Origin of the sequence: Pseudomonas sp. BIGb0278 (assembly GCF_024809895.1) — a bacterium.
Taxonomy (GTDB): Bacteria; Pseudomonadota; Gammaproteobacteria; order Pseudomonadales; family Pseudomonadaceae; genus Aquipseudomonas; species Aquipseudomonas shirazensis.
The window spans coordinates 82,753-103,102 of sequence record NZ_JANUEL010000004.1 but is presented as its reverse complement, the minus strand read 5'-3'; the positions used below and the strand labels follow the sequence as shown (position 1 = coordinate 103,102).

Annotated in this window: 15 protein-coding genes; 12 read left to right on the top strand and 3 right to left on the bottom strand. The window is 61.7% G+C overall.

Annotation, left to right across the window (positions count from 1 at the left end; all coding sequences use genetic code 11):
* Positions 1 to 24: 24 nt before the first annotated feature.
* From M2396_RS15850 to M2396_RS15840, 3 genes are read right to left on the bottom strand one after another with little or no spacing between them, the layout of a single operon-like run.
* Positions 25 to 1,203, bottom strand: a complete 1,179-nt coding sequence (locus tag M2396_RS15850) for an ABC transporter permease (protein ID WP_259075925.1) — start codon at positions 1,201 to 1,203, stop codon at positions 25 to 27.
* Positions 1,193 to 1,861 (bottom strand): ABC transporter ATP-binding protein, encoded by a 669-nt coding sequence (locus tag M2396_RS15845; RefSeq protein ID WP_259075923.1) that lies wholly within the window; start codon positions 1,859 to 1,861, stop codon positions 1,193 to 1,195. Before M2396_RS15845 ends, M2396_RS15850 begins: the two co-directional genes overlap by 11 nt.
* A complete protein-coding gene (locus M2396_RS15840) occupies positions 1,858 to 2,643 on the bottom strand; it encodes a hypothetical protein (RefSeq protein ID WP_259075921.1) in 786 nt (261 codons plus the stop codon). The genes M2396_RS15845 and M2396_RS15840 overlap by 4 nt, the downstream gene beginning before the upstream one ends.
* Positions 2,644 to 4,168: 1,525 nt before the next feature.
* Between M2396_RS15840 and M2396_RS15835 the strand changes: the two genes are divergently transcribed.
* The 12 genes from M2396_RS15835 (at position 4,169) to M2396_RS15780 (ending at position 20,265) form a co-directional block, all read left to right on the top strand.
* The gene (locus M2396_RS15835) at positions 4,169 to 5,485 is read left to right on the top strand and encodes a nucleotide sugar dehydrogenase (RefSeq protein ID WP_101322042.1); all 1,317 of its coding nucleotides are present in this window, start codon (positions 4,169 to 4,171) and stop codon (positions 5,483 to 5,485) included.
* A gap of 53 nt (positions 5,486 to 5,538) precedes the next feature.
* On the top strand, positions 5,539 to 7,029 hold the full coding sequence (locus tag M2396_RS15830) for a glycosyltransferase family 2 protein (protein WP_101322043.1): 1,491 nt from the start codon (positions 5,539 to 5,541) through the stop codon (positions 7,027 to 7,029).
* Positions 7,030 to 7,068: 39 nt separating this feature from the next.
* A complete protein-coding gene (locus tag M2396_RS15825; RefSeq protein WP_101322044.1) occupies positions 7,069 to 8,235 on the top strand; it encodes an alginate biosynthesis protein Alg44 in 1,167 nt (388 codons plus the stop codon).
* A gap of 33 nt (positions 8,236 to 8,268) precedes the next feature.
* Positions 8,269 to 9,687, top strand: coding sequence for an alginate biosynthesis TPR repeat lipoprotein AlgK (gene algK / locus M2396_RS15820; protein WP_103438849.1), 1,419 nt, complete (start codon positions 8,269 to 8,271; stop codon positions 9,685 to 9,687).
* Positions 9,684 to 11,162 (top strand): alginate export family protein, encoded by a 1,479-nt coding sequence (locus tag M2396_RS15815; protein WP_101322045.1) that lies wholly within the window; start codon positions 9,684 to 9,686, stop codon positions 11,160 to 11,162. Before algK ends, M2396_RS15815 begins: the two co-directional genes overlap by 4 nt.
* A 19-nt stretch (positions 11,163 to 11,181) precedes the next feature.
* Complete coding sequence (gene algG / locus M2396_RS15810; RefSeq protein WP_101322046.1) at positions 11,182 to 12,738, top strand: mannuronan 5-epimerase AlgG; 1,557 nt, start codon at positions 11,182 to 11,184, stop codon at positions 12,736 to 12,738.
* 12 nt (positions 12,739 to 12,750) lie between these two features.
* A complete protein-coding gene (locus tag M2396_RS15805) occupies positions 12,751 to 14,193 on the top strand; it encodes an alginate O-acetyltransferase (protein WP_101323103.1) in 1,443 nt (480 codons plus the stop codon).
* Between the two features lie 7 nt (positions 14,194 to 14,200).
* Positions 14,201 to 15,304, top strand: coding sequence for a mannuronate-specific alginate lyase (locus M2396_RS15800; RefSeq protein ID WP_101322047.1), 1,104 nt, complete (start codon positions 14,201 to 14,203; stop codon positions 15,302 to 15,304).
* Between the two features lie 180 nt (positions 15,305 to 15,484).
* Positions 15,485 to 16,942, top strand: a complete 1,458-nt coding sequence (locus M2396_RS15795; protein ID WP_101322048.1) for an MBOAT family protein — start codon at positions 15,485 to 15,487, stop codon at positions 16,940 to 16,942.
* A gap of 13 nt (positions 16,943 to 16,955) precedes the next feature.
* Entirely contained in the window at positions 16,956 to 18,113 is a 1,158-nt protein-coding gene (locus tag M2396_RS15790) for an alginate O-acetyltransferase (RefSeq protein WP_150570661.1), read from the top strand.
* A gap of 17 nt (positions 18,114 to 18,130) precedes the next feature.
* Positions 18,131 to 18,778, top strand: coding sequence for an alginate O-acetyltransferase AlgF (locus tag M2396_RS15785; protein WP_101322050.1), 648 nt, complete (start codon positions 18,131 to 18,133; stop codon positions 18,776 to 18,778).
* 32 nt (positions 18,779 to 18,810) lie between these two features.
* Positions 18,811 to 20,265 (top strand): mannose-1-phosphate guanylyltransferase/mannose-6-phosphate isomerase, encoded by a 1,455-nt coding sequence (locus tag M2396_RS15780; RefSeq protein ID WP_101322051.1) that lies wholly within the window; start codon positions 18,811 to 18,813, stop codon positions 20,263 to 20,265.
* Positions 20,266 to 20,350: the final 85 nt, after the last annotated feature.

Sequence of the window (20,350 nt, the reverse complement as noted above, 5' to 3'; positions counted from 1 at the left end):
AGCAGGCAGCAGCGCATCATCCGGTCATTCATCACGCAGCGCTGCCACGGGTTGCAGACGCGCAGCAGCCAGCGCCGGCTGCAGGCCGAAGAACACCCCGATCAGCAGCGCACTGACCACGCCCAGCGGTATCGACCAGGGATCAAGGGCAAAATCCCAGCCCGACAGCCAAGCGAACAACCAGGCGGCCAGTACCCCAACCATCGAACCAAGCACAGCCCCGCCACTTGCCAGAATCACCGCCTCGAGCAGAAACAACCAAGCGATATCCACAGGCCGTGCGCCGAGCGCCATGCGTACGCCGATCTCACGCCGCCGCTCGATGACGCTCATCAGCATTACATTCATGACGCCTACGCCGCCAACCAGCAGTGCGATAGCGCCCAGGCCTGCCAACAACCAGCTGAACAGACGCGCCTGGCTGGCCATGCCATCAAGCAACTGCTGGGGTACCTGCACTTCGACTTCAGCGCCGGGCAGTTGCATGCGCAGATCACCGGCCAATTCATCAGCAGCAACGCGCACGCTTTGTGAATTGCGCGCCAGCGCCACTACCGCGCTGATCTGCGGTGCCGATGACAAGCGGCGCATGGCTTGCAGCGGTATCAGCAAGCCGTCATCGACCGCCACTGGCAGCAACGGGTTGTAGCCAATCGGAGCAAGGATGCCGATCACTTCGAACAGATAGCGACCCAGCTGCAACTGGTCGCCCACGCACGCCTGCAGTTGCTGCGCAGCGATCGCCCCCAGCAGCAGGTAAGGGCTGTGGGCGTCATGCTCTGACAACAACCGTCCCTGGTCGGCGGTCAGGTCGAGAACAGTGGCTAACGCCGGTGTACTGCCTGTGACCATGAGCGCTTCACTGATAGCGCCCAGACGCACCTCGACCGGCGCCATCGCCAGCGGCGCTGCGCTGATCAGCAGTGGTGAAACCGCTGACAGCTGCGGCGGCTGAGCCGTCATCGCCGGGGTCTCGCTATCACGCTGCAAAGTGGCGACCAGCAACTCGCTGCCCATGCCTTGAAATAACTGCCGAGATTGCAAGGCGGCGCTATGGCCGACATTGAGCAACGCCACCACTGCGGCGCAGCCCACCGCAATGCCCAACAAGCCCAGCCAGGCGCGACGCCCCATCGTGCCCAGGTTTGCTATCGATTCGGCCAGCCGCTGAGAAGCGCTCGGCCCGTAATGTTCAGCGAGCATCGCCGACCTGCCCTGCCCACACGTTCAAGCAGCGCTGCATGTGGCTGGCCATCGCGGGATCATGAGTGACCAGCAACAGCGTCACACCGCGCTCACGATTGAGCGCTTTCAATAGCTCAAGCACATCTGCCGCCGCTTCGCCATCAAGGTTGCCGGTGGGCTCATCGGCGAGTAACAACTGCGGCTCGCCGACCAACGCGCGGGCGATCGCGACGCGTTGACGCTGGCCGCCGGAAAGCTCGGCTGGCCGATGGCTCATGCGCGCCCCCAACCCGACCGACTGCAGCTGCCGTCGCGCGGCGCATCTGGCCCGCAGCACAGGCATGCCGCGATAAAAAAGCGGCAAGGCAACGTTGTCCAGCACAGTCAAGCGCGGCAGCAAGTGGAAGCTTTGAAAGACGAAGCCGATGCTGCGGTTACGCATCATTGCCCGTTGCGCACCGCTGGCACCGGTCATGTTCTCACCACCGATCAGCACACGGCCCTGACAGGGTTCATCGAGCAGACCGATCAGGTTAAGCAGCGTGCTTTTGCCAGAGCCTGACGGGCCAACGATGGCGCAGGATTGACCATGAGCGATCGACAGCGAGACATCACCAAGGATCACCTCGCCGCCGAGTGAATGGTGGACGTGTTCAAGCGAGATGGCGGGACTCATGAGGGACTTGCCTCGTTGCCAAGACCTTTGGCGCTGCCCTCGTCGCCGGCCGCATCCTTGCGTTCATTAGCGGGTTTCCATTCGTTGGCCAACATATCAAGAAGAGACGTATTGAATTCTGGCCAGTCAACTTCCTGCACGTCCAGCTGAAGCATGATTTCCACTTCATAATTGCCGTAACGTGATTCCTCTATTGCTGGCAGCGCCTTGTAATATGCCAAGATCTCCTTAAGACCTTCGGTACTTTTTCCTCTCTGCTGATACTCATTCCACATTTTCCCAACAACAGACTTTGACCATTCACTGTACTGCCGACCTGACTCAATCATCGCCGCCTGACGTTCATTAGTCGTGAACGAACCTCCTTCGTCATAGGCAATAACACTCAACTGCTGTGCACTCATGCCAAAGAATGGGTTCTCACTTCGACCATTGATAAAATCCGTCGCTTGCCGGGCACTTGCAAGCCACTGAGGGTCATCGCTGCCAGGTAATTCTGCATCATGTTTTGCTTTGTTGAGATCGTAACTTGCCCCATACACTTTTTCTCTGATGGATGCAGCCAAAGCGGTCAGTTCCTTACGGCTTAATTGACTGTCACGAGCACTTGCGCGTTGTTCAGCTGCACTCAGCCTCTGAGCAAGTGATGATAGGGTTTCCTGGCTGTTTTCGCTGACAACCACACCATTTACAGGTGAGCTTTGATCACCAGTATTGCGTGCGGAAACTCGTACCTCACTGGCGCTATTCAGGGTGAATTCATTATTCTTTATTTGCATCATGCACCTGTTCATTTCGAGCGCCCGCCTTGGATTAAGCGCACGCCCAGATCATGTGCAACCCACTCGTTACACCTGAGCGGGCGGCGCTGTTGGGTAAAACGCTACTTCATCACGAACTCAACTCGCCATGAGTAATTAGCAGCAGTAGCAGTAATGATCGCCGTACAGGTGGCTCCCCCAGACGGGGTGGCCGTTTTGGTCCATTCCGGCTTTTTTATTCCCCCGGGCAACACGCGCATCTGAAACGTGGTGCCGAAAGCACACGTCTTCTGACCGATCGTGTATCGCACCATAGCCGCGTTCACGTCAGGACTAATTACTCGCTGTACCGTAAAGTTATTGCTAGCCCCAGCAGGGACTTCCTCAGCGGGCTTTGGCTTGGCAGCCAAGTAAGTGCTGGACTCATTGGAAGTAACTATTTTCAGGGTCGCTTTCGCCGACCCCATGTTTTTGAATGTTACCTCTACAGGCGGCCCAGCATGCGCCAGCCCCACAGTGGACAGGGATACAGCGCCCATGATGCCTACCATCAGATTTCTCATATTGACTCTTCCCTATTGGGCAGCTCCGTGGATCGGATCTGCTGGGTGGCAGCGCGCACCCTTCATCGGATGGGCGCTGCTCACTGGCTGCTGAAGGTGACTTCTGATCCAAGGCTGCCCACGACGCTCCATCGTTCCAGGCCAGCACCTGCAGCTCATCCATCATCTCTAACGGCACCCAGCCTCAAACCCTTAAGGTTCGTAAGGTCTTGCTCTGTTACGGCATGTGAGCCCCATTGCAGAGCACCGCGTGATAGACGGGGCGGAGCGGCATTAAACGCCAAACATCAGGCGCCAAATAATCGACAAGACAAGCTCGACGCCGCCGCGCCAGCAGACCGTTCGTAATTTTTTGACGAATTTTGCAATTATTTTTCCGGTGATGGCATATAACCATCCCGCTGGGTTTTCACCCTTTATATACCGGGGTGAAACCGTCGCGTGCTATCACCATGCAACTATGCGCACTTAGATAAATATTTAGAAATCTTTCATTTCGTCAGTTTCGGTTCAGGAACTTTGCCCCCAAGGTGCCCCTCATAGGACCCGTAACGAATCTTCATCGCTGCATGTGAGAGATGACTTACAGATGACAAGCGGCAGGTACCTACTACCCGGCCGAAGAACTTAGGCAGACGCCACGGTAACCACCAAGCGCGCTGCCAGCTGAAGGAGATGCAAGCCCCTTAAACGTCCTAGTGGTTGATTTCAAAGGATTTATCCACTTGAAAGAACAAGCACAGCAGTTCGCCACGTAGCGCGCTGCAGTAAAGACGGCTGCATTTCAGGGCACGTTTTTTAATGATCGGTCTTTGACTGCCTACTTAGAGTGCACACCGTTGTGCACTCCGGATTTATTCATGCCTGCGTTCGGTGAAGTGTGCACTCGCCTTGGCAAAGTGCGCCCGAATTAATGCTGGTTAATCAAACCGGCCGGCACTTCCGTGGAAGAGTCGGCGTGATAAACACTTGAGGTGAAAGCGATGCGTATCAGCATTTTTGGTTTGGGTTATGTGGGTGCAGTGTGTGCAGGCTGCCTGTCGGCACGGGGCCATGAAGTGATTGGTGTGGATGTGTCGCAGACCAAGATCGACCTGATCAACAAGGGCAAGTCGCCCATCGTCGAGCCGGGCCTTGAGCAACTGCTGCAACAGGGCATCGCCAATGGCCGTCTGCGTGGCACCACCGACTTCGCCGAGGCCATCCGCGCCAGCGACGTGTCGATGATCTGCGTGGGCACGCCAAGCAAGAAAAACGGCGACCTGGGCCTTGAGTACATCGAATCGGTTTGCCGCGAAATCGGTTACGTGCTGCGTGACAAAGCCAGCCGCCACACCATCGTGGTGCGCAGCACCGTGCTGCCTGGCACCGTCAAGAACGTGGTCATCCCGATCCTGGAAGACTGCTCGGGGAAAAAGGCCGGCGTCGACTTCGGTGTCGCGGTCAACCCTGAATTCCTGCGTGAAAGCACCGCGATCAAGGACTACGACCAGCCACCGATGACTGTCATCGGCGAGTTCGACACCGCCAGCGGCGACGTCCTGCAAGCGCTGTACGAAGAGCTCGATGCGCCGGTGATCCGCAAGGACATCGCCGTTGCCGAAATGATCAAGTACACCTGCAACGTCTGGCACGCAACCAAGGTCACCTTCGCCAACGAAATCGGCAACATCGCCAAGGCGGTCGGCGTCGATGGCCGCGAAGTGATGGACGTGGTCTGCCAGGACACCGTACTCAACCTGTCGCAGTACTACATGCGCCCAGGCTTCGCCTTCGGCGGCTCGTGCCTGCCCAAGGACGTGCGCGCCCTCACCTACCGCGCTGCCAGCCTCGACGTACGTGCCCCGCTGCTCGACTCGCTGATGCGCAGCAACGAATCGCAGGTGCAGAACGCCTTCGACATCATCGAGAGCCACGACAAACGCAAGATCGCCCTGCTCGGCCTGAGCTTCAAGGCCGGCACCGACGACCTGCGCGAGAGCCCGCTGGTGGAACTGGCCGAGCGCCTGATTGGCAAAGGCTACCAGCTCAACATCTACGACCAGAACGTTGAGTACGCCCGTGTCCACGGCGCCAACAAAGAGTACATCGAGTCGAAGATCCCGCACGTCTCGTCGCTGCTCAACGCCAACTTCGAGCAAGTCATCAACGACGCCGAAATCATCATCCTCGGCAACCGTGACGAGCAGTTCCGCGCCCTTGCCCAGCAAGCGCCGGCCGGCAAGCAAGTGATCGACCTGGTTGGCTTCATGAGCAAGCCCACCTGCAGCACCAGCCGCACCGAAGGCATCTGCTGGTAAGCCAGCCTGACGCGGGGCCGCAAGGCCCCGCTCTCTACTGAATTTCGTGACGGATGCCGAACATGCATAGGTTCCAGACAGTACTGATGCAGTGCGCCGGATGGCTGCTCTACATGAGCTTGCTCATGTTGATCGCCCTGGCCCTGCCCAGCGACATCTTCGATTCCGAGTCGAAGCATTTCATCTTCCTGGTCGGTGCGGTCGGCATCTGGCGTTACTCGATGGGCGCCACCCATTTCATCCGCGGCATGATCTTCCTGTATGGCGTCTATCCGTACCTGCGCAACAAGGTACGCAAGCTGGGCGACGACGCCGCGCCATCGCATGTGTACCTGATGGTCACCAGCTTTCGCATCGATGCGCTGACCACCGCGCAGGTGTACAGCTCGGTGATTCGCGAAGCGATCAACTGCGGCTACCCGACCACCGTGGTCTGCTCGTTGGTGGAAAAGTGCGATGAGCTGTTGGTGAAAAGCCTGTGGGCCAAATACAACCCACCAGAGCACGTCACCCTCGATTTCGTGCGTATTGCCGGTACCGGCAAGCGCGATGGCCTGGCCTTCGGCTTCCGTGCCATCTCGCGGATGATGCCCGACCAGCATGCCGTAGTGGCCGTGATCGACGGCGACACCGTGCTCGGCGACGGCATCGTGCGCAAGACCGTACCCTGGTTCAAGCTGTACCCCAATGTCGGTGGCCTGACCACCAACGAATTCTGCGAAGTGCGCGGCGGCTACATCATGAGCGAGTGGCACAAGCTGCGCTTCGCCCAGCGCCATATCAACATGTGCTCGATGGCCCTGTCCAAGCGCGTACTGACCATGACCGGGCGCATGTCGATGTTCCGCGCCAGCGTGGTGACCAACCCCGAGTTCATCGCCGATGTCGAAAGCGACTCACTGATGCACTGGCGCCTGGGCCGCTTCAAGTTCCTTACCGGTGACGACAAGTCGAGCTGGTTCAGCCTGATGCGCCTTGGCTACGACACCTTCTACGTACCGGACGCGGCGATCAACACGGTCGAGCACCCGCCGGAAAAGAGCTTCCTCAAGGCCAGCCGCAAACTGATGTACCGCTGGTACGGCAACAACCTGCGGCAGAACTCGCGCGCCCTTGGCTTGGGCCTGAAGCGCCTCGGCCCGTTCACCAGCCTGGTGCTGTTCGACCAGCGTGTGTCGATGTGGACCAGCCTGCTCGGGCTGACTGTGGCGGTGATCGCCAGCCTGAAATTCGGCATGGCATACCTGCTGGTGTACCTGCTGTGGATCGGCATCACCCGGCTGATCCTGACGATCATGCTGCTGTGCTCTGGGCACAAGGTAGGCCCGGCCTATCCCGTGATCCTTTATTACAACCAGATCGTCGGCGCGATGATGAAGATCTACGTGTTCTTCCGCCTCGACAAGCAGTCCTGGACGCGTCAGCCGACTGCCCTCAAGCGTGACCTTGCCAGCTTTCAACAATGGTTCAACACCTGGTCCTCGCGGACCATGACCTTCTCGGCGGCCAGCATCTTCGTTGCTGTGCTGTTCATGGTCGTGTGAGCCCCTCCGGATCAGAACTAACAGGAACTTGAAATCGCCATGAATAACGCCGTCAACGTCAATGTCGTGCATGAGTCCGAAGCCCAGCGCCAACACGCCCGGGTGCGTATCCCCGCCAAGCTGCGTTTTGTGGACGGCAACCGTGAGCCGCAAGAGGCCAAGGTCGATGACCTGTCTGCTGGCGGCCTGTCCTTCCAGGCCAAGCGCGCACTGCCGATCGGCGAAGTGATCCGCGGTCGCCTGCAGTTCGTGGTCGACAACCTCGGCCTGTCGATGGACATCGAGTTTTTGGTGCGCACCAGCGACGCCGCCACCGGCCGTACCGGTGCGGAGTTCCAGAATCTCGAGCCACGCGACATCGCCACCCTGCGCCACATCATCACCTCGCACCTGTCGGGCGAGTTGATCACTGCCGGTGACGTGCTCAGTACCCTGCAACGCGACAACTTCACCAAGGCGCGCAAGCAGAAGGACGGCGGCTCGGGTCTGAGCGCGTTTGGCCGCCTGCGTGCCGTGACCGTGACCCTGGGCGTGTTCGTGGTCGGTATCGCCGCCTTTGGTTTTGTCGCCAAGTCGCTGTATGGCATGTACTTCGTCAGCCACGCCGAAGCCGGTGTGGTCGCCGTGCCGACCACCACCGTGACCATGCCCCGCGACGGCACCGTCAAGAGCCTAGTCGAAAGCGGCGGGCAAGTGGTCAAGGGCGCGCCACTGGCAAGCTTCAGCACCAGCATGCTGGACATGCTCAAAGGCCACCTGGACGACTCGCAGCTGGAGCCGGCCAAGGTCGAGGAACTGTTCGGCAAGCAACTCGCCGGTACCCTTACCAGCCCGTGTGATTGCGTCGTCGCCGAGCAACTGGTGGATGACGACCAGTACGCCAGCAAAGGCCAGCCGATCTTCCACTTGGTACCGCGCACCACCAACCCGATGATCGAGGCGCGCTTCAGCTACCGCCAGTTCGACGAGGTAAAGCCGGGCACCAAGGTTAACTTCCAGATCGCCGGTGAAGACGAAGTGCGCACTGGCCAGATCGTCAGCAGCGCAAGCCTCAACAGCGAAGACCTGGCCTCCGACATCCGCGTGCAGATCAAACCCGACGGTGCCTTGCCCGCCGAACTGGCCGGTCGCCCGGCAGCGGTCAACAGCGATCGCGGCCCTTCGCTGGATTGGCTGATCAGCAAAGCTGCGGCCCGTGGGCTGTAAGAGGATCTGACCATGAGCCTGTTCAACCTACCCATGGCGTCGCCCGGCGCGCGCCCAGCCACCTGGTGCTCACTGGCGATCGCCATTGCCCTGAGTGGCTGCGCCGGCCTGCCCGATCAGCGCCTGGCCAACGAAGCGCTCAAGCGTGGCGACACCGCCACTGCCGAGCGCAACTACAAGGCCTTGGCTGATCTCGGCTACAGCGATGCGCAGGTCGGCCTGGCCGATATTCAGGTGGCCTCGCGCGACCCTGCGCAACTGCAGCAGGCCGAAGCCACCTACCGCGCCGCCGCCAGCACCTCGTCGCGGGCCCAGGCCCGTCTTGGCCGCCTGCTGGTAGCCAAACCGGACAGCACCCAGGCCGAGCGCGAAGAGGCCGAAAGCCTGCTCAAGCGCGCCGCCGCCCAGGGCGAAAGCAACACCCTGATCCCGCTGGCGATGCTGTATCTGCAATACCCGCAGAGCTTCCCCAAGGTCAACGCGCAGCAACAGATCGAACAATGGCGCGCTGCCGGCAACCCGGAAGCGGGCCTGGCGCAGATCCTCCTCTACCGCACCCAGGGCAGCTACGATCAGCACCTGGATGACGTCGAGCGCATCTGCAAAACCGCCCTGAACAGCACCGACATCTGCTATGTCGAGCTGGCCACCGTCTACCAGAAACGCAACCAGGCCGAGCAACGCACTGCCCTGCTTGAGCAGCTCAAGTCGGCCTATGCCCGCGGCAGCGTACCGGCCAGCCGGGTCGACAGCGTGGCGCGGGTACTGGCTGATCGCAGCCTGGGCCAGACCGACGAGAAAACCGCCAAGGACCTGCTCGAGCAGGTTGCCCCGGCCAACCCGGCCTCCTGGGTCAGCCTGGCGCAGTTGCTGTATGACTTCCCCGAGCTGGGCGACACCGACCAGTTGCTGGCTTACATCGACAAAGGCCGCGCCGCCGAACAGCCGCGTGCCGAGCTGCTGCTGGGCCGCCTGTACTACGAAGGCAAGACCCTGCCAGCCGATGCGGCCAAAGCCGAAACTCATCTGCAAGCCGCCGCTGCTGCCGGCGAAATCAGCGCCCATTACTACCTCGGCCAGTTGTACCGCCGTGGTTACCTCGGCCAGGTCGAGCCGCAAAAGGCGGTCGATCACCTGCTCAACGCCGCCCGCGGCGGCCAGCTCAGCGCCGACTATGCGCTGGCTCAGCTGTACAGCGAAGGCCACGGCATCCGCCAGAACCCTGGCAATGCCTGGGTATTCGCCAGCCTGGCGCAGGCCAACCCGTCGCAGCAGTCGACCGAACTGCTGCAGCAACTCGATCAGCAACTGACGCCTGAGCAGCGCAGCCAGGCCCAGCGCCTGCTTGCGCAAGAGCAGCAGGCACGCGGCAGCATGGCCAAAGCCGGCAACAGCATGATGGCCATCGAAGCCCTGCAAGACGATGAAGACGCCGAGGATTCCTCCCTATGACGCTCAACCCCTTCGTGAAGGCCGGGATCGGCCTGAGCTTCGCCCTGCTCTGGTCGTGCCCGACCTTGGCCGATATCACCGCCGAGAAGAACTTCGGCCTCGACGTGAAAATCACCGGCCAGTCGGAAGACGACCGCGACCTCGGCACCCGCTCCGGCGGTGATGTGCAAGGCCTGGGTCTGGACCTGCGCCCTTGGGTCTACGGCGAGCGTGGCAACTGGAGCGCCTTTGCCATGGGCCAGGCGGTCGCGGCCACCGACACCATCGAAACCGACACCCTGCGCCAGTCCGACGATGGCAGCACCGTCGACACCGCTGCCGACGGCCGCAAAGCCGACAAAAGCTACCTGGCCATGCGCGAGTTCTGGGTCGGCTACAGCGGCTTCACCGCCTACCCCGGCGAGCAACTGCGGCTCGGCCGCCAGCGCCTGCGTAACGACGACGGCATGTGGCGTGACAGCAACATCGAAGCGCTCAACTGGACCTTCGACACCACCCTGCTGCGGGCCAACCTGGGCATGGCCCAGCGCTTCAGCGAATACCGCACCGACCTCACCGAGCTGGCTCCGGAAGACAAGGACCGCACCCATTTCTACGGCGACGTTGCCACGCAGTGGACCCCCGGTCACTGGGTTGGCCTGCGCGCGCACCACACCCATGACAGCGGCAGCCTGAAAAACACTGGCGAGAGCCTCGACGGCCTGGACAAGCGCCGCACCGGCGACCTGACCTGGCTGGGCCTGGAAGCCAACAGCGATGCCTACAACTGGCGCAACCAGCACACCGTCAACTACTGGGGCAGCCTGACCTGGCTGACCGGTGACCGCGACAAGCTCAACAGCGAGCTGGTCGGCAACGAGCAAGTCGCCACCGGCAAGCAGAGCGGCGACGTCAATGCCTGGGCCACCGATCTCGGTATCCGCCTGCGCCTCGACCCGCAGTGGCAAGTCGGCGCGGCCTATGCTCGTGGCAGCGGTGGCGGCGGCAGCAAGGGTTCGAACAACTACGAGCAGACCGGCCTTGAGAGCAATCGCTCCAGCTTCACCGGCACCCGCTCACGGGTGCACCGCTTCGGCGAAGCCTTCCGCGGTGAGCTGGGCAACCTGCAGGCAGCCACCCTGTTCGCCTCCTGGCAGCTGCGCGACGACTACGACGCCAGCTTGATCTACCACAAGTTCTGGCGCGTCAACGGCCAGCAGAACATCGGCTCCAGCGGCATCAATGCGGTGGTCGATGACGAAGGCGTCAACCGCCCACTGGTCAACGGCGAGAAGGACCTGGGCCAGGAGATGGACGTGGTCGTCACCAAGTACTTCAAGCAAGGCCTGCTGCCAGCATCGCTGAGCCAGTCGATCGACGAACCGTCGGCGCTGGTACGCCTGCGTGCTGGCGTGTTCAAGCCTGGCGATGCCTACGGCAAAGAGGCCGACTCGTACATGCACCGCGCCTTTGTCGACGTGATCTGGCGTTTCTGACGTGCGCCGAGGACTGGATATGAACCTGCAACCCAAGCTTCGCTACAGCCTGCTCGCCAGCGCCCTGCTGCTGGCCGCAGGCGTGGCTCAGGCCGCCGAGCCAGGCACGGCCAAGGGCCTGCAGCAGGCCAAGACCTACACCGTGACCAGCGCGCCAGTCGAGCCGCTGCACATGGAGCCGCCCAAGCTGCCTGATCTGACTGGCTACACCGCGCAAGCGGTGCAAGCCAAGATCGATCGCAGCCGCAAGGGCAAGGTCAGCGTGCGCCGCATGCTTCAGGAAGAATCGCTCAAGGAATTCATCGGCGGCGACAACAAGGCCGCCGAGTGGGTCCAGCGCCAGCAGGGTATCCCCCAGGCGATCTTTGTCGACGACGGCCATGTCGACCTGACCGAGCTGAGCAAGCAAGTGCCCAAGCAGTACCTGAGTGAAGTGTCGCCGGGCGTGTATCTGGCACGCTTGCCGATCGTGGTCGGGCAGAAGGGCGTGCTGGAAATCAACGGCAAGGTCAAAGAGCTGCGTCTGTCGCAGGAGCGCGGCGCGTTTCTGGTCAACGACGGCAAGCTGTTCGTCAGCGACACCCAGGTCACCGGCTGGCGCGAGAAGGACAACGGCCCGGCCAGCTTCCGCTCGCCCAAGGAGTTCCGCCCGTTCCTGCTGTCGTGGGGCGGCACCGAGACCTACATCGTCAACAGCAAGATGGCCAGCTTTGGCTACTCCCAGTCCAAGTCGTACGGCGTGAGCATCTCGCAGTACACGCCGAACATGGCGAAAAAGATGGGCCGCGCAGAACCGACCGGCTGGATCATCGGTTCCGAATTCAGTGACATGTGGTACGGCTTCTACTGCTACGAGACCAGCGACTTCGTGGTCAAGGACAGCACCTACCGCGACAACATCGTCTACGGCATCGACCCGCACGACCGTTCGCACCGCCTGATCATCGCCGGCAACACCGTGCATGGCACCAAGAAAAAGCACGGCATCATCGTTTCGCGTGAGGTCAACGACAGCTGGATCTTCAACAACAAGAGCTACGACAACAAGCTCTCCGGGGTGGTGATCGACCGTAACAGCGTCAACAACCTGATTGCCTACAACGAGATCTACCGCAACCACACCGACGGCATCACCGTGTACGAAAGCGGTGACAACCTGATCTGGGGCAACAAGGTCATCAACAACCGTCGCCACGGCATCCGCGTGCGCAACAGCGTCAACATTCGCCTTTACGAGAACATCGCCATGGCCAACGGCCTGGTCGGTGTTTACGGGCACATCAAGGACCTGTCCGACACCGACCGCGACATCGCCCTCGACCCGTTCGACGCCAAGGTTTCGCTGATCGTGGTCGGCGGCGAGTTGACCGCCAATGGCTCCGGCCCCTTGTCGATCGACTCGCCGCTGTCGGTCGAGCTGTACAAGGTGGCCATGCTCGCCCCGCGCAAAGCCAGCGGCATCAGCCTCAATGGCGTGCTCGGCGAGCGCCAGGACGAAATACTCGACCTGCTGGTGCGCCAGCAGAAGGCTGTGCTGATCGACCCGGTCGAACGCCAGACCGAAATGATCGATTAAGGAATGCTGACCATGACCACTGCACCTTTGATGAAACTGCTCGGCCTGACTGCCGCCCTGCTGGCGATCAGCCAGGGCGTGCGCGCCGAACAGGTCCAGGCGCCGAGCTTCACCGCCGAGCCATGCTGTCAGCTGTGCCCGGAAGCGCACGACGCCAGCCGCTACACCACCCGCTACCAGCAGAACTTCACCACCCTGGTGCAGGCGCAGGGCGACTGGTTGTTCCGTACCCGCGAAGACCTGCGCACCGAGTTCAGCACCAGCGCTGCCGGCTACCAGCGCCTGCAGCAGGTGCACGACGCCTTCAAGAAACGCGGCATCGAGCTGGTGATGGTCTATCAGCCAACCCGTGGCCTGGTTAACCGCAACATGCTCAATCCGGCCGACAAGGCCGCGTTCGATTACCAGAAGGCGCTGGGCAACTACCAGGCCATGCTCAAGCGCTTTGCCAAGATGGGCTACACCGTGCCGGACCTGTCGCCACTGACCAACGAGCAGCTGGCGGCAGCCGATCAGGGCAAGGACTTCTACTTCCGCGGCGACCAGCACTGGACGCCGTATGGCGCTGAACGAGCGGCGAAGATCATCGCCAAGAGCGTGCAGCAGATGCCGGCCTTCGCCGACATTCCGCGCAAGGAATTCGAAACCCACAAGTCCGGGCGCATGGGCAAGACCGGCACCCTGCACAACGTCGCCGGCCAGCTCTGCGGCAGCAGCTACGCGGTGCAGTACATGGACCAGTTCGCCACCGAGCCGAAAGGCGCCGCCGGCGACGACGACCTGTTCGGCGACAGCGGCAATGCCGAGATCACCCTGGTCGGCACCAGCCACAGCGGCAAGAACTACAACTTCTCGGGCTTCCTGCAGCAATACATCGGCGCCGACGTGCTCAACGTCGCCTTCCCGGGCGGTGGCCTGGAAGGTGCGATGATCCAGTACCTGGGCAGCGAAGAGTTCAAGACCCACCCGCCAAAGATCCTCATCTGGGAATTCTCGCCGCTGTATCGCCTCGACCAGGAAACCATCTGGCGGCAGATCCTCGGCCTGCTCGACAACGGCTGCGATGACCGCCCAGCACAGATGAGCGCCAGCACCACGCTCAAGCCCGGCACCAACGAAGTCATGGTCAACGGCAAGGGCGGCGTGATCAAGGACCTGGTCAACCGCAACCTGCAGATGGACATCAAGTTCGAAGACACTTCGGTCAAGGTCCTGCAAGCGACCCTGTGGTATCTGAACGGGCGCCACGAGGACATCAAGATCGAAAAACCAGAGACCTCCGACACCGACGGGCGCTTTGTCTTCCAGCTGCGTGAAGACGAAGACTGGGCCAGCCAGAACCTGCTCGCGCTGGAGCTGCAAGGCCCGGAACAAGGCACCCAGAAAGTCGAAGCCAAGCTCTGCAAACGCAACAACTTCGCCAGCCCTGCGCACACAGCGCAGGCTGGCCAGTGAGGCGCACATGATCAAGCCACGCACGACCTTCGCCCCTGCCCTGCTCGCCCTGGCCCTGTTTGCCGGCGCTGCGCAGGCCGAGCTGGTACCCCCACAGGGTTACTACGCCGGCATCGAGCAGATGAAAACCACCGACGGCAAGTTCCGCTGTGAACAGGCGCCCAAGCCTTACACCGGCGCCTTGCAGTTTCGCAGCAAGTACGAAGGCTCGGACAAGGCCCGCTCGACGCTCAACCTGCGCTCGGAAAAAGCCTTCCGCGACTCGACCAAAGACATCACCACCCTCGAGCGTGGCGTCAGCAAGATGGTCGGCCAGTACATGCGCGACGGCCGCCCGGCGCAGCTCGATTGCGCGCTTGGCTGGCTGAGCCAGTGGGCGCAGGCCGACGCCTTGCTCTCGACCGATTACAACCACACCGGCAAGTCCATGCGCAAATGGGCACTGGGCAGCATGAGCGGCTCCTGGCTGCGCTTGAAGTTCTCCAATTCGCAGCCGCTGGCGGCGCACAAGGCCGAAGCCGAAGCCATTGAAAAATGGTTCGCCCGCCTGGCCGAACAGACCGTCAAGGACTGGAGCGACCTGCCGCTGGAGAAGATCAACAACCACAGCTACTGGGCCGCCTGGTCGGTGATGGCTACTGCCGTCGCCACCGACCGCCGCGACCTGTTCGACTGGGCCGTGAAGGAATACCGCGTCGGCGCCAACCAGATCGACGAGCAGGGCTTCTTGCCTAACGAGCTCAAGCGCCGCCAGCGCGCGCTGGCCTACCACAACTACGCTCTGCCGCCGCTGGCGATGATCGCCAGCTTCGCCAAGGTCAACGGGGTCGACTTGCGCAGCGAGAACAACTTTGCCCTGCAGCGCCTCGGCGAAGGGGTGCTGGCCGGTGCCCGTGATCCGCGTCAGTTCGTTGCCCGTACCGGCGTCAAACAGGACATGAAAGACCTCAAGGTCGACAGCAAGTACGCCTGGCTCGAGCCGTGGTGCGCGCTGTACCAGTGCGTTGGCGACACGCTGTCGCGCAAGCATGGCATGCAGCCGTTCGACAGTTTCCGCCTGGGCGGCAACATGACCCGGGTGTATGACCCGAGCGCAGCTAGCAACAAGTAACACTCATCCCTATGGAAGCGGGCTTGCCCGCGAATGAGGCACCGCGTGATGCCAGGCAAAGGCTACGCCTTTGTTCGCGGGCAAGCCCGCTCCCACAGGGTATTAAGTTGCTCCCCGGTCCAGGCTGGGGGGTTTGGGGGGCTGCTGCCCCAGCTACGTACATCCATCAGGAGAACGAGGATGGTCTTCTCGTCAAATGTGTTCCTGTTCCTGTTCCTGCCGATCTTCCTCGGCTTGTACTACTTGAGCGGGCAACGCTATCGCAACCTGCTGCTGCTGGTCGCCAGCTACATCTTCTACGCCTGGTGGCGGGTCGACTTCCTCGCCCTGTTCGCCGGCGTGACCCTGTGGAACTACTGGATCGGCCTCAAAGTCGGCGCCGCAGGCGTGCGCACCAAACCCGCACAGCGCTGGCTGCTGCTCGGCGTAGGTGTCGACCTGGCCATTCTCGGCTACTTCAAGTACGCCAACTTCGGCGTCGACAGCCTCAACGCAATAATCACCTCGTTCGGTTTCGAGCCGTTCATCATCACCCACGTGCTGCTGCCGATCGGGATCTCGTTCTACATTTTCGAGTCGATCAGCTACATCATCGACGTGTACCGCGGTGATACCCCGGCGACTCGAAACCTGATCGACTTTGCAGCGTTCGTGGCGATCTTCCCGCACTTGATTGCCGGCCCGGTGCTGCGCTTCAAGGACCTGGTTGACCAGTTCAACAACCGCACTCACACCCTCGACAAGTTCTCCGAAGGCTGCACCCGCTTCATGCAGGGTTTCATCAAGAAGGTGTTCATCGCCGACACCCTGGCGGTGGTTGCCGATCATTGCTTCGCCCTGGAAAACCCTACCACCGGTGACGCCTGGCTCGGCGCCCTGGCCTACACCGCGCAGTTGTACTTCGACTTCTCCGGCTACAGCGACATGGCCATCGGCCTCGGTTTGATGATGGGCTTTCGCTTCATGGAGAACTTCAAGCAGCCGTACATCAGCCAATCGATCACCGAGTTCTGGCGGCGCTGGCACATCAGCCTGTCGACCTGGCTGCGCGACTACCTGTACATCACCCTGGGCGGCAACCGCAAAGGCACCTTCAACACCTACCGCAACCTGTTCCTGACCATGTTGCTCGGCGGCCTGTGGCACGGCGCCAACATCACCTACATCCTCTGGGGCGCCTGGCACGGCATCTGGCTCGCGATCGAACGTGCGCTGGGCCTGGACACCAACCCGCAGCGCTTCAACCCGATCAAATGGGCGTTCACCTTCCTGCTGGTAGTGACCGGCTGGGTGATGTTCCGCTCGGAAAACCTCGACGTGGCCGGGCGCATGTACGCCGCCATGTTCAGCTTCGGCGAATGGCAGCTGTCGGAACTCAACCGCGCCAACCTCACCGGCCTGCAGGTGGCAACCATGTTCATCGCCTACGCAACCCTGGCGTTCTTCGGCCTGCGCGACTTCTACCGCAATGCCAAGCCAACGCCCAAGGCAACCCCGGTACAGATCAACAGCGACGGCTCGATCGGCCTGGACTGGAGCCGGGTCATGGCCCGCGTGCTGGTGCTGCTGTTGTTCGTTGCCTCGGTGCTGAAACTCTCGGCGCAAAGCTATTCGCCATTCCTCTACTTCCAGTTCTGAGGCACGGACGACCATGACCCGGACACTTCGCATCACCTACTCGCTGACCTTCCTTGGCCTGCTCACCGGCCTTGGCGTGTGGTCGCTGAGCGGCGCTTCGAGCTTTCAGCGCACCGAGCAGATGACGGTGCTCAACGGCAAGCTGGCCAAGGCCGCCGAGACCCATTACGACGAGCAGTTCCCGATCAAGCGCCTGAGCACCAACCTGTGGGCCGCACTGGACTACAAGCTGTTCAACGAAGGCCGCCCCGGCGTGGTGCTGGGCCGCGAGCAATGGCTGTTCAGCGACGAAGAGTTCAAACCCACCGCCGGTGCCGACCAGCTGATGCAGGACAACCTGGCGCTGATCCGCGGCGTGCGCGACACCCTGCAACGCCAGGGCGTGCAGCTGGTGCTGGCGATCATCCCGGCCAAGGCGCGGATCTACTCCGAGTACCTCGGCGAAGAGCAGCCGGCCAGCCTGCATGGTGACCTGTACAACCAGTTCCATGCCCAGGCACGCCAGGCCAACGTGTTTGCCCCTGACCTGCAGGCGCCAATGGAGCAAGCCAAAGCCCGCGGCCAGGTATTCCTGCGCACCGACACGCACTGGACCCCGCTGGGCGCCGAAGTCGCCGCGCAGACCGTGGCCGAAGCCGTGTCCCGGCAAAAACTGCTGCAAGCCGAACCCCAGGCCTACGTCACCGACGCTGGCAGCAGTGCGCCGTACAAAGGCGACCTGACCAACTTCCTGCCGCTCGACCCGCTGTTCAGCGAGTTGCTGCCAGCGCCGGACAACCTGCAAAAACGCACTACCCGCCCAGCGGCCGGCAACGCCGACAGCGGTGACGCGCTGTTCGCCGACAGCCAGATCCCGGTGGCGCTGGTTGGCACCAGCTACAGCGCCAACCCGCACTGGAATTTCCTCGGCGCGCTGCAGCAGGCGCTGCACAGCGATGTCGCCAACTACGCCGAAGACGGCCATGGGCCGTTGCTGCCGATGCTCAAGTACCTGCAAAGCGACGCCTTCAAGGATGCCCCGCCGCAAGTGGTGGTGTGGGAATTCCCGGAACGCTACCTGCCGATGAAAAACGACCTCAGCGGGTTCGACCCGCAGTGGATCGCGCAATTGAAGAACACCCGTAAATCCGAAGAAAACCTGGCCCTGTCGTCCAATCGGACGGAACACTGAAAGAGAGGAACACGCACATGTCCAACAAGCCATCTTTTGCCAAAGTCTTCACCCTCGCTGCGGGCCTGTCGCTGGCCTCGCTGCAAGCCTTCGCCGGCGCCGACGCCGCACTGTACGGCCCCAGCGCACCGAAAGGCTCAAGCTTCGTGCGCCTGTACAACGCCAGCAGCGCACCGGCTGCCGCCAGTGTCGGCAACACCCAGATCAAGCAGGTCGGCGCGCAGTCCAGCAGTGACTTCAGCTTCCTCCCGGGCGGCGACTACAGCGCCCAGGTCGGTGGCAAGTCGGTGCCGGTGAAGCTCGCCTCGGACAAGTATTACACCCTGGTCAACAACGCCAGCGGCAGCCCGCAACTGATCGAAGAGCCACCGTTCAAGAACAAGCAAAAGGCTTTGGTGCGGGTGCAGAACCTCACCGACCAGGCGCTGACCCTGAAAACCGCCGACGGCAAGACCGAAGTGGTCAAGCCGGTAGCGGCCCATGCGCGCGGCGAGCGCGAGATCAATCCGGTCAAGGTCAACCTGGCCCTGTACCAAGGCGACAAGAAAGTCAGCGACATCAAACCTGTCGCGCTGGAACGCGGTGAAGCCGCCGTGCTGTACGTCACCGGCTCCGGCAGCAGCCTGGCCCCGGTGTGGGTAACCCGTCCTGTCTCGACCAACTGATTTCTGCCTCTATCAACCTTTGGAGAAACATCATGATTCCGGTAATCCTTTCTGGTGGTAGCGGTTCGCGTCTGTGGCCTTTGTCGCGTAAACAGTTCCCCAAGCAGTTCCTCGCCCTGACCGGTGAGCACACGCTGTTCCAGCAAACCCTCGAGCGCCTGGTGTTCGACGGCATGCAAGCGCCGATCGTGGTCTGCAACAAGGACCACAAGTTCATCGTCAACGAGCAGCTGACTGCACTGAACCTGCAGACCCAGGCGATCCTGATGGAGCCGTTTGGCCGCAACACCGCGCCGGCCGTGGCCATCACCGCGATGAAGCTGGTCAATGAAGGCAGCGACGAGCTGATGCTGGTACTGCCGGCTGACCATGTGATCGATGACCAGAAGGCCCTGCAACGTGCCCTGGCCCTGGCCACCGTGGCGGCCGAGCGTGGCGAGATGGTGCTGTTCGGCGTGCCGGCGACCAAACCGGAAACCGGCTACGGCTACATCCGTTCCAGCCAGGATGCCCTGCTGCCGGAAGGCGTCGCCCGGGTTGCGCAGTTTGTCGAAAAGCCTGACGAAAAACGCGCCACCGAGTTCGTCCGCAGCGGCGGCTACTTCTGGAACAGCGGCATGTTCCTGTTCCGCGCCAGCCGCTTCCTCGAAGAGCTGAAAAAACACGATCCGGATATCTACGACACCTGCCTGCTGGCACTCGAGCGCAGCGAAGAAGACGGCGACTACCTGAGCATCGACGAAGCCACCTTCGCCTGCTGCCCGGACAACTCGATCGACTACGCCGTGATGGAAAAGACCCAGCGCGCCTGCGTGGTGCCACTGACCGCAGGCTGGAGCGACGTCGGCTGCTGGTCGTCGCTGTGGGATGTGCACGAGAAAGACGCCAACGGCAACGTCACCAAAGGCGACGTGGTGGTGCAGGACAGCCACAACTGCATGATCCACGGCAACGGCAAGCTGGTCTCGGTGATCGGTCTTGAGAACATCGTCGTGGTCGAGACCAAGGACGCCATGATGATTGCCCACAAGGACAAGGTCCAGGGCGTCAAGCAGATGGTCAACACCCTCGACAAGCAAGGCCGCAGCGAGACCCAGAACCATCTTGAGGTGTATCGCCCATGGGGCTCGTACGACTCGGTGGACATGGGCGGCCGCTTCCAGGTCAAGCACATCACCGTCAAGCCCGGCGCCAGCCTGTCGCTGCAGATGCACCACCACCGCGCCGAGCATTGGATCGTAGTGTCGGGCACGGCTGAAGTGACCTGCGACGAGAACGTGTTCCTGCTCACCGAAAACCAATCGACCTACATCCCGATCGCCTCGGTGCACCGCTTGCGCAACCCGGGCAAGATCCCGCTGGAAATCATCGAAGTGCAGTCCGGCAGCTACCTGGGTGAAGACGACATCGAACGCTTCGAAGACGTCTACGGCCGCAGCGCCACGCCGATCGAGCGCGGCGTTTCGGTGAAAACCATCGCCCAGTAACCCTTCCAGCCATACACGGTCCGTGTAGGAGCGGCCTTGTGTCGCGAAAGGCCAGCGTAGCTGGCCCGGCAATGTCAGCGGCGAA

Coding starts and splice junctions, on each gene's coding strand:
- M2396_RS15840 (WP_259075921.1), bottom strand. CDS start 2,643: ATGATGCAAATAAAGAATAATGAATTCACCCTGAATAGCGCCAGTGAG.
- M2396_RS15800 (WP_101322047.1), top strand. CDS start 14,201: ATGATCAAGCCACGCACGACCTTCGCCCCTGCCCTGCTCGCCCTGGCC.
- M2396_RS15785 (WP_101322050.1), top strand. CDS start 18,131: ATGTCCAACAAGCCATCTTTTGCCAAAGTCTTCACCCTCGCTGCGGGC.
- M2396_RS15805 (WP_101323103.1), top strand. CDS start 12,751: ATGACCACTGCACCTTTGATGAAACTGCTCGGCCTGACTGCCGCCCTG.
- M2396_RS15850 (WP_259075925.1), bottom strand. CDS start 1,203: ATGCTCGCTGAACATTACGGGCCGAGCGCTTCTCAGCGGCTGGCCGAA.
- M2396_RS15835 (WP_101322042.1), top strand. CDS start 4,169: ATGCGTATCAGCATTTTTGGTTTGGGTTATGTGGGTGCAGTGTGTGCA.
- M2396_RS15795 (WP_101322048.1), top strand. CDS start 15,485: ATGGTCTTCTCGTCAAATGTGTTCCTGTTCCTGTTCCTGCCGATCTTC.
- M2396_RS15825 (WP_101322044.1), top strand. CDS start 7,069: ATGAATAACGCCGTCAACGTCAATGTCGTGCATGAGTCCGAAGCCCAG.
- M2396_RS15790 (WP_150570661.1), top strand. CDS start 16,956: ATGACCCGGACACTTCGCATCACCTACTCGCTGACCTTCCTTGGCCTG.
- algK (WP_103438849.1), top strand. CDS start 8,269: ATGGCGTCGCCCGGCGCGCGCCCAGCCACCTGGTGCTCACTGGCGATC.
- M2396_RS15830 (WP_101322043.1), top strand. CDS start 5,539: ATGCCGAACATGCATAGGTTCCAGACAGTACTGATGCAGTGCGCCGGA.
- M2396_RS15845 (WP_259075923.1), bottom strand. CDS start 1,861: ATGAGTCCCGCCATCTCGCTTGAACACGTCCACCATTCACTCGGCGGC.
- algG (WP_101322046.1), top strand. CDS start 11,182: ATGAACCTGCAACCCAAGCTTCGCTACAGCCTGCTCGCCAGCGCCCTG.
- M2396_RS15815 (WP_101322045.1), top strand. CDS start 9,684: ATGACGCTCAACCCCTTCGTGAAGGCCGGGATCGGCCTGAGCTTCGCC.
- M2396_RS15780 (WP_101322051.1), top strand. CDS start 18,811: ATGATTCCGGTAATCCTTTCTGGTGGTAGCGGTTCGCGTCTGTGGCCT.